The sequence below is a fragment of the Methylobacterium sp. B1 genome (genome assembly GCF_000333255.1).
In the GTDB taxonomy this organism is placed as follows: Bacteria; Pseudomonadota; Alphaproteobacteria; order Rhizobiales; family Beijerinckiaceae; genus Methylobacterium; species Methylobacterium fujisawaense.
On record NZ_BACT01000634.1, the window covers coordinates 1 to 8,941 of the forward strand.

Below are 8,941 nucleotides of genomic sequence, written 5' to 3' on the forward strand. Positions count from 1 at the left end.
CGACCTGAACGGCGGCGCCGCGCCGGTTCATCCGGCGCTCAGGCGGCGCAGATAATCTCGCATCTGCACACGGACCCACGGGATCCGAACCGCCTGTTGGCGGGTTCTGCATCGGATTGTCGTGACGGCTATCTTTCCAAGTCGTCCGGGATGGAGTACCGCTCAAGCTTATGGGTGCGCTGCAACAAGTGCTCGTGGTCGACGACGGCGTCCGCGCCGTGGACCGGTCCCTCTCGGGCGAGCGGATGCGACCTCTCCGGAAAGACCGGGTCCCTCACCCCAACCCTCTCCCGCACGGGGGAGGGGGCAGGTCGCGTCCGATGAAAGCGGGCGCGACACGCAGCAGACGGCCTGATCACAGATCCGGCGAGAGCGGCATCTGGATCGAGCCGTCTAGGAACTGGGTCGGTCCGTCGGCGCCCGGGTTGATGTCGAACTCGAAGATCTTGGTCGGTATCCAGAGCGTCGCGCACGCGTTCGGGATGTCGACCACGCCCGAGATGTGCCCCTGGACCGGCGCCGTGCCGAGGATCGAGTAGGCCTGGGCGCCCGAATAGCCGAACTTCTTGAGGTACTCGATCGCGTTCAGGCAGGCCTGCCGGTAGGCGATGTGGACGTCGAGGTAATGCTGGCCACCGCTCTCGTCGACCGAGATGCCCTCGAAGATCAGGTGATCGTCGTATTTCGGCGTGATCGGCGACGGCTTGAAGATCGGGTTCTTGATCCCGTACTTCGCCATGCCGTCCTTGATCAGCTCGACCTTGAGATGGACCCAGCCGGCCATCTCGATGGCGCCGCAGAAGGTGATCTCGCCGTCGCCCTGGCTGAAGTGCAGGTCGCCCATCGAGAGGCCGGCGCCGGGAACGTAGACCGGGAAGTAGATCTTCGAGCCGCGCGACAGGTCCTTGATGTCGCAATTGCCGCCGTGCTCGCGGGGCGGGACCGTGCGGGCGCCCGTGGCGGCAGCCTTGTCCTTCGCGTCGCCCTTCAGGCGGCCCATATGGGCGGTCGGCCCGAAGGGGAGGGTGGCCAGCGCCGGCACGCGCTCCGGATCGGTGTCGTAGAGCGCCTTCTCGCGGGTGTTCCAGGTCTCCAGCATCTTCGGATCGGGCAGGCAGCCGATCAGGCCGGGATGGATCAGGCCCGGGAAGCGCACGCCCGGCACGTGGCGGGACTTGGTGAACATGCCCTCGAAGTCCCAGATCGACTTCTGGGCCTGCGGGAAGTGCTCGGTGAGGAAGCCGCCGCCGTTCTTCTTCGAGAAGAAGCCGTTGAAGCCCCACTGGCTCTCGGGCTTTGCGCCGATGTCGAGGAGATCGACCACCAGGAGGTCGCCGGGCTCGGCGCCCTCGACGCCGATCGGACCCGAGAGGAAGTGGACGATCGACAGGTCGATGTCGCGCACGTCGTCGGCGGAATCGTTGTTCTTGATGAAGCCGCCGGTCCAGTCGTAGGTCTCGACGATGAAGTCGGCGCCCGGCTTCACATAGGCGACCATCGGGATGTCCGGGTGCCAGCGGTTGTGCACCATGTCGTTGTCGTAGGCCGATTGCGTGAGATCGACCTTGATCAGCGTCTCGGGCATGTTCTGTCTCCAGCTCCCTAGAACCTTGGGGCGGACCCCATCCGCGCGCCGGTGCGCGAATCTCACCCGCTCGCGAGCAGCTCGTTCAGCGCGTCGTCGAGGACCTTGATGTCGTCCGGGCTGGTGCCGGGCCCGCCCGCGAAATGGCCCCACCACGTGTCGATCACGCGCAGCTCCGCGTTCGGCATGGCAGCCGCCTCGATGGCGTTGTCCTCGGGCGGGAAATACAGATCCGTGGAGGCGGGCATCAGGATCGCCTTGGCGCGGATGGCGCCGAGCGCCGCCTTGAAGTCGCCCTTGAAGGTGTCGTTGGCGCTGATGTCGCCGTGCTGCCACGTCCACAGCATGGCGAGCAGGTTGTTGGCGTCGCGTTCGTAGAACAGGCCTTCCCAGAACCCGATCAGGAAGTCCTCCAGCGAGGCGTAGCCCATGTGGGTGATGTCGGCCTCGAGCCGGTAGAAGGTCTGCGACAGGCCCCAGCCGGCATAGACCCGGCCGAAGGCGCGCAGCCCCCGCGTCGGCGGGCTCGTGTACCAGCCCTCCGCCCAGGCGGCGTCGGCCTGGAGCGCCGCCTTGGCGCCCTCCAGGAAGACGTAGTTGTGCCGCGAGCACTTGGCCGAGCCCTGAAACGGCAGGATCTTCGGCACCATGTCGGGGTACATCGACGCCCAGTGGTAGGTCTGGAGCGCGCCCATCGACCAGCCGGTGACCAGAACCAACTTCTCGATGCCGAAATGCTCGGTGACGAGGCGGTGCTGGGCGCGGACGTTGTCGTAGGCGGTGACGTTGGGGAAGCGCGGCCCGTTCCAGGGCGCGGGCGTGTTGCTCGGCGAGGACGAGAGCCCGTTGCCGAACATGTTCGGGATGATGATGAAGTACTTGTCCGGGTCGAGCGCCTTGCCGGGGCCGATCAGCCATTCGTTCTCGGTGTGCTGGCCCGAGTACCAGGTCGGGTAGACGATGGCGTTGTCCTTGGCGTGGCTCAGGGTCCCGAAGGTCTTGTAGGCGAGCTTGGCCGCGCGCAGCGTCTTGCCGCACTGAAGGACGAAGTCGCCGAGTTCAAAGATCTCGTAATCGGCCATTCCGCGCTCCTCAGACCGACAGGAACCGGGCGACGGCGGCCTCGTCGATGCCGTCGCGCGGGGCCTCGTGGACGATGGCGCCGTTCTCCAGCACGATCACCCGGTCGGCCACGTCCAGGGCGAAGCTCAGGACCTGCTCGGACACGACGATGGACAGGCCGCGCGCGTCGCGGATCGTCTTCAGGGTCCGGCCCATCTCCCGGATGATCGAGGGCTGGATGCCCTCGGTGGGCTCGTCCAGAAGCAGGACTTTCGGGCGGCTCGCGAGCGCCCGGGCGATGGCGAGCTGCTGCTGCTGCCCGCCCGACAGGTTGCCGCCGCGCCTTCCCTTCATCTCCAGGAGCACCGGGAACATGTCGTAGAGGTCCTGCGGCACCTTGCGGGTGCCGGTGACCGTGAGCCCGGTCTCGATGTTCTCCTGGACCGTCATGGTCGAGAAGATCATCCGGCCCTGCGGCACGTAGGCGAGGCCCTTGGCGACCCGGGCATGGCTCTTGAGGGCGCCGACATCCGCCCCCTCGACCCGGATCGACCCGGCCTTGACGGGAACGAGGCCCATCAGGGTCTTCATCAGCGTGGTCTTGCCCATGCCGTTGCGGCCCATCACGGCGACGATCTCGCCCGGCGCCACCGAGAAGGTGAGCCCGTGCAGGACCTCGCTCTGGCCGTAGGCGGCGTGCAGGTCCTGGACGGCGAGCGCCGGCGTGGCGGATGGGATCGTGGCGAGCGGGGGCGCCTGGACGGGGGCCGAGTTCGCGGTCTGGAGCGACGCCATCGTCAATGTCCCAAATACACTTCGATGACCTTCGGGTCGTTCTTGACCCGGTCCATCGACCCTTCGGAGAGCACCTTGCCCTGGTGCAGGACGGTCACCCGGTGGGCGATGTCCTCGACGAACTTCATGTCGTGCTCGATCACCAGCACCGAGCGGCCCTTGATGATCTGGTTGAGCAGCTCCGCGGTCTTGATCCGCTCGCCGACGCTCATCCCGGCCACCGGCTCGTCGAGCATCAGCAGCTCCGGGTCCTGGATCAGCAGCATGCCGATCTCCAGCCACTGCTTCTGGCCGTGGCTCAGGAACTCGGCCCGCTCCTTGAGCTGGTCCTTCAGGAAGATCGTCTCGGCGATGGCGTGGATGCGGTCGCGGACCTCGGCGTCGCGCTTGAAGGTTAGGGCGCCGAACACCGAGCGGCCGCGGGGGAACGAGATCTCGAGGTTCTCGAACACCGTCAGGTCGTCGTAGATCGACGGCGTCTGGAACTTGCGGCCGACGCCGGCCTGCACGATCGCGCTCTCGGAGAGCTTGGTGAGTTCCTGGCCCTTGTACTTGATCGAGCCGGCGCTGGCCTTGGTGCGCCCGCAGATCAGGTCGAGCACCGTGGTCTTGCCGGCCCCGTTCGGGCCGATGATCACCCGGATCTCGTCGGGATCGACGTAGAACGACACGTCGTTCACCGCCTTGAACCCGTCGAACGAGACGGTGAGCGCCTCGACGGCGAGGAGGTAGTCGGGCGGGGCCGCCTCGGCGCCGACCACGGGGGAGGGGAGGATCGCGGCGTTCATGGCGTGCTCACTCGGCCGGGGCGCCGTGAGGCGGGACGATGGCGGGTTCGGGCGCCTGCAGGCTCTTGGCGCGGCGGGTGAGGCGCGGCTCGATATGCTCGCGCCAGATCCCCGCGAGGCCGTTCGGGAAGGCCAGCACCACCGCGATGAACAGGGCGCCGAGGCCGAACAGCCAGAGGTCCGGGAAGCTCTCGGAGAAGCTGGTTTTGGCCCAGTTGACCAGCAGCGTGCCCCAGACCGCGCCGAACAGGGACAGGCGCCCGCCGACCGCGGCGTAGATCACCATCTCGATCGACGGGACGATGCCCACGAAGGAGGGTGACATGAACCCGACCTGCAGGGTGAACATCGCACCGCCGATCGCCGCCAGCCCGGCGGCGAAGCAGAAGGCGAAGACCTTGAACCCCGCCACCGAGTAGCCGGAGAAGCGGACCCGGTCCTCCTTGTCGCGCATGGCGACGAGGATGCGGCCGAGCTTCGACTTCTTCACGTATTGCGCCGCCAGGATGCAGGCGATCAGCAGGCCGCCATTGACGAAGTACAGGATGAATTTCGCCGAGTCGGTGCGGATGTCCCAGCCGTGGAGGGTGCGCAGATCGGTGATGCCGTTGATGCCGCCGGTATAGCCCTGCTGGCCGACGATCAGGATCGTCAGGATCGCCGCGATGGCCTGGGTGATGATGGCGAAATAGGTGCCGCCGACCCGGCGCTTGAACATCGCGAAGGAGATCAGCATCGCGAACAGGACCGGCACGGCGACCGCCAGCACGATGGTGAGCGGCAGGCTCTTGAACGGCTGCCAGAACCAGGGGAGCGCCGTGATCTGGTTCCAGTCCATGAAGTCCGGAATGCCGGGCGTGGACTGGATCTTGGTGTTCTCGATGCTCGAAGCCTCCAGCTTCAAGTACATCGCCATGCCGTAGCCGCCGAGGCCGAAGAACACGCCCTGGCCGAGCGACAGGATCCCCGCATAGCCCCAGCAGATCACCAGCCCGAGGGCCACGAACGCGTAGGTGAGGTACTTGCCGACGAGGTTGAGGCGGAAGCCGTCGAGCATCAGCGGCAGGACGACCAGGATCACCCCGGCCAGGAGGAAGAGGCTCAGCCACTCCACCGGCTTCATGAACGGGTTGTCGTTGACGGTGACGGATTTGGTGAGGGTCTGGACCGGGTTCGTCATCGGGAAAACATCCTCAGCGCCGGACCTTGAGGGTGAAGAGGCCCTGGGGCCTCAGCATCAGGATGCCGACCACCGCGAGCAGGGTGATCACCTTGGCCATCGAGCCGGAGAGGAAGAACTCCAGGGTCGACTGCGTCTGGGAGATCGAGAAGGCCGACGCGATGGTGCCCAAGAGGCTCGCGGCGCCGCCGAACACGACGATCAGGAAGGTGTCGACGATGTAGAGCTGGCCGGAGGTCGGCCCGGTGGAGCCGATCATCGTGAAGGCCGAGCCGGCGATCCCCGCGATGCCGCAGCCGAGGCCGAACGTGTAGCGGTCGACCTTCTCGGTATCGATGCCCACGGCGCCCGCCATGGCGCGGTTCGACATCACGGCGCGGACCTGCTGGCCGAAGCGCGAGCGGAAGATCAGCAGCGCGACGCAGACGGTGATCAGGATGGTCACGGCCATGACGAACAGGCCGTTGATCGGGATCTCGATCGTGTCGGTGACCTGCACCGAGCCGATCAGCCAGGACGGCAGCTCGACGCCGACCTCGCGGGCGCCGAAGATCGACCGGTAGGCCTGCTGGAGGATCAGCGACAGGCCCCAGGTGGCGAGGAGCGTGTCGAGCGGGCGCTTGTAGAGGAACCGGATTAGGCCCCATTCCACCAGCATGCCCAGTGCCCCGGAGGCGAGGAACGCCAAGCCCATGGCGATGAAGAAGTAGATCGGGAACAGCGCCGGCAGGTAGGTCTGGCAGAAGGTCGAGCAGAGATAGGTGACGTAGGCGCCGAGGATCATGAACTCCCCGTGCGCCATGTTGATCACGCCCATCTGGCCGAAGATGATCGCGAGCCCCAGCGCCATCAGCAGGTAGACGGAGAACAGGATCAGGCCGGCGAAGCCCTGCATGGCGAAGATCGCGCCGAGGTCGCCGAGGGAATAGTCGCCGAGCATGTCTTGGTCTTCCGCTGCAGATCGGGGCGGAGGGCGAGCGTCCTCCGAGCGGATTGTTCGGTGCCGGTTCTGAAGTCCGAGACGGACTCCCTCTCCCGTTCGGGAGAGGGTTGGGGTGAGGGATGTGCCTTCTCCGGAAGGACCTCGTCCCTCACCCTGTCCCTCTCCCGCACGGGAGAGGGGCCCCGCGTTCCATCCGGTGAGCGGCGGCGCGGACTGTGTGCGGGCCTGGGGCTATTGGTAGCCCTTCGGGAACGGATCGGGCTTGATCAGCTCGGGACTGGTGTAGACGATCTCGAACTGGCCATCGGTCTTGGCCTTGCCGACCCGCGTCTTCGACCAGAGGTGATGGTTCTCGTCGATCTTGACGTAGCCTTCCGGCGCGCCCTTGAACTCGATGCCCGGCGAGGCCGCCACCACCTTGTCGACGTCGAAGGAGCCGGCCTTCTCGCAGGCCATCTTCCACAGGAAGGGCCCGAGATAGGCCGCCTGCGTCACGTCGCCGATGACGGTCTTCTCGCCCCACATCTTCTTGAAGGCGGCGACGAACGCCTTGTTGTTCTCGTTGTCGATCGACTGGAAGTACTTCATGCAGGCATAGGCCCCGGCGATGTTCTCGCCGCCGATGCCGTCGATCTCGTCCTCGGTGACCGAGATCGTCATGAGCACCTGCTTCGACAGGTCGATGCCCGCCGCCTTGAGCTGCTTGTAGAACGCCACGTTCGAGCCGCCGACCACGTCGGCGAAGATCACCTTCGGCTTGGTGAGCTTGATCTTGTTGATGACCGAATTGAACTGCGTGTGGCCGAGGGGGAAGTACTCCTCGCCGACGACCTTGCCCTTGAGCACGTTCTCGACGTGCTTGCGGGCGATCTTGTTCGACGTGCGCGGCCAGATGTAATCGGAGCCGATGAAGTAGAAGCTGTCGCCGCCCTTCTCCTTGTGCACCCAGTCGAGGCCGGCGAGGATCTGCTGCGTGGCCTCCTGGCCGGTGTAGAAGACGTTCTTCGACTGCTCCAGGCCCTCGTAGAAGGTCGGGTAGTACAGGAGCCCATTATACTGCTCGAAGACCGGCAGCACCGCCTTGCGCGAGGCCGAGGTCCAGCAGCCCATCACGGCGGCGCAATGGTCGTTGACGAGGAGCTTCTTGGCCTTCTCGGCGAAGGTCGGCCAGTCGGAGGCGCCGTCCTCCTGGATGATCTTGATCTTGCGGCCGAGCACGCCGCCGGCGTCGTTGATCTGCTGGATCGCGAGTTTTTCCGCTTCCTGGGCGCCGGTCTCGGAGATCGCCATCGTGCCGGTGATCGAGTGCAGGATGCCGACCGTCACCTCGCTGTCGGTCACCGCGAGGCCGGTGGTGTTCACCGCCGCGGTCGGCGGCGCCGCCCAGGCATTCCGCGGCATCAGCGCCAGCGCCGGGGCGCCGGCCAGTCCCATGAGCAGCCTGCGCCGCAGCGGGGAGCGCAAGCCGTGATCGGCGCCGGTCTCGGTGTCGTCTGCCATGTGCCTGACCCTGTTCGCGTCCGGGGCCTTGAGAGGCGGCCGCGGATCGACGAGCGCAGGCTAGGTCCTGGGTTGCGGTGCGGCCTATACGCGATTTTGCGTATGGCCGTACTCTTGCATGCGGTGCACCATCGCCGCGGAATACTTTGAGGTTGGGGTGACGGGGAGCGCGAAGAGCGTGAGCACCGTTCGGCGGGCGAGGGTCGGCTCCGGCTCCGCGGCGGCGAGCCGGAGGGCCGCCTCCAGGGCCGCCGCGTATTCCGTCTCGGGGGCGGCGGCCAGGGCGGCCCGGACGCCGAAGGCGGTGGGCATGTCCCAGGCCGAGACCGGCAGGGAGCCGTACCGGCCGGAGGGGCGGGGCTGCAGCCGGTCGAACAGGGCCACGAGCGTCCCGGTGCCGGAGCGGGCCACGAGCCAGCGGGCGAAATGGGTGAACGCCGCCCGGGCCGCCGGCCCCTGCGGTCCGGGCTTGGCACCCCAGAGGCGCTGGTTCAGCGCCGGGCAGCCNGCTTTGTAATGCTACAGCCAGTGCCGGGCCGCTGCGTGGTCGTGGGCCGGCGGCGCGCCGTCGAGCCGGGCGGCGAGGGCCTCGGCCGGCGCGCGGGCCTCGTCGGGAGCGGTTTCCAGCAGCGGGCGGATCCGCGCCGCGAAGGCCGCCCAGTCGGCGGCGGCGTCGAGGGGCGGCCCGGGGCGGGTGCGCGTGGGCAGGGGCGTGCCGGAGAAGATCGGGGCGCCGCCGGTTGCCGGGGTGCAGCGCGCCTCCGCCCGGGCGGCGGGGGCCGGCGAGGCCTCGGCGGCTTCGGAATCGGCGGCCCGGGCAACCGTGGCCTGGGCAACCGTGGCCTGGGCGGTCGCCCCGGCGGCCGAAGCCGGTGCGGCGTCGCCGGCCGGGCGATAGCCCTTGGCGGTCTTCTCCCGCACCAGCCGGTCGAGCTCGACCCGAGCCGCCTGCGCGCTCGCGAAGCTCTTGGTCTTGGACTGCCCCTGCGTGCCGAGCCGGCCGAATCTCACGATGAGAACGCTGTCCTCGGTCCCGGCCTCCCAGAACTTCGCCGAGGATCCCGCCGTCAGCTCGTAACGCTGCATGC

At 67.4% G+C, this 8,941-nt stretch carries 9 protein-coding genes; all 9 read right to left on the reverse strand.

From position 1 onward, the window contains the following. Positions 1 to 355: 355 nt before the first annotated feature. Positions 356 to 1,585: a formamidase gene (gene fmdA / locus I53_RS18760; RefSeq protein ID WP_043353434.1), complete on the reverse strand. Its 1,230-nt coding sequence runs from the start codon at positions 1,583 to 1,585 to the stop codon at positions 356 to 358. Positions 1,586 to 1,647: 62 nt separating this feature from the next. After that, entirely contained in the window at positions 1,648 to 2,667 is a 1,020-nt protein-coding gene (locus tag I53_RS18765; RefSeq protein WP_043353435.1) for an alpha/beta fold hydrolase, read from the reverse strand. Positions 2,668 to 2,677: 10 nt separating this feature from the next. Then, complete coding sequence (gene urtE, locus I53_RS18770) at positions 2,678 to 3,442, reverse strand: urea ABC transporter ATP-binding subunit UrtE (RefSeq protein WP_043353437.1); 765 nt, start codon at positions 3,440 to 3,442, stop codon at positions 2,678 to 2,680. A gap of 2 nt (positions 3,443 to 3,444) precedes the next feature. Further along, entirely contained in the window at positions 3,445 to 4,230 is a 786-nt protein-coding gene (urtD, locus tag I53_RS18775; RefSeq protein ID WP_043353438.1) for an urea ABC transporter ATP-binding protein UrtD, read from the reverse strand. Between the two features lie 7 nt (positions 4,231 to 4,237). Then, entirely contained in the window at positions 4,238 to 5,410 is a 1,173-nt protein-coding gene (gene urtC / locus I53_RS18780) for an urea ABC transporter permease subunit UrtC (protein ID WP_043353440.1), read from the reverse strand. Between the two features lie 13 nt (positions 5,411 to 5,423). Then, positions 5,424 to 6,350 (reverse strand): urea ABC transporter permease subunit UrtB, encoded by a 927-nt coding sequence (gene urtB, locus I53_RS18785; protein WP_043353442.1) that lies wholly within the window; start codon positions 6,348 to 6,350, stop codon positions 5,424 to 5,426. A 234-nt stretch (positions 6,351 to 6,584) separates the two neighbouring features. Then, positions 6,585 to 7,853: an urea ABC transporter substrate-binding protein gene (gene urtA, locus I53_RS18790; RefSeq protein ID WP_043353444.1), complete on the reverse strand. Its 1,269-nt coding sequence runs from the start codon at positions 7,851 to 7,853 to the stop codon at positions 6,585 to 6,587. 84 nt (positions 7,854 to 7,937) lie between these two features. After that, positions 7,938 to 8,264 carry a hypothetical protein gene (locus tag I53_RS35240; protein WP_043353446.1) on the reverse strand — a complete coding sequence of 109 codons (327 nt, stop codon included), beginning with the start codon at positions 8,262 to 8,264 and terminating at the stop codon, positions 7,938 to 7,940. A gap of 108 nt (positions 8,265 to 8,372) precedes the next feature. Then, positions 8,373 to 8,941, reverse strand: a 569-nt coding sequence (locus tag I53_RS35245; protein ID WP_043353448.1) for a WGR domain-containing protein, incomplete at its 5' end; no start/stop codon positions are given.

What these genes read in the sequence shown, in the direction of transcription:
- urtA (WP_043353444.1), bottom strand. Translation starts at nt 7,853, where the DNA reads ATGGCAGACGACACCGAGACCGGCGCCGATCACGGCTTGCGCTCCCCG.
- urtD (WP_043353438.1), bottom strand. Translation starts at nt 4,230, where the DNA reads ATGAACGCCGCGATCCTCCCCTCCCCCGTGGTCGGCGCCGAGGCGGCC.
- urtB (WP_043353442.1), bottom strand. Translation starts at nt 6,350, where the DNA reads ATGCTCGGCGACTATTCCCTCGGCGACCTCGGCGCGATCTTCGCCATG.
- urtC (WP_043353440.1), bottom strand. Translation starts at nt 5,410, where the DNA reads ATGACGAACCCGGTCCAGACCCTCACCAAATCCGTCACCGTCAACGAC.
- urtE (WP_043353437.1), bottom strand. Translation starts at nt 3,442, where the DNA reads ATGGCGTCGCTCCAGACCGCGAACTCGGCCCCCGTCCAGGCGCCCCCG.
- I53_RS18765 (WP_043353435.1), bottom strand. Translation starts at nt 2,667, where the DNA reads ATGGCCGATTACGAGATCTTTGAACTCGGCGACTTCGTCCTTCAGTGC.
- fmdA (WP_043353434.1), bottom strand. Translation starts at nt 1,585, where the DNA reads ATGCCCGAGACGCTGATCAAGGTCGATCTCACGCAATCGGCCTACGAC.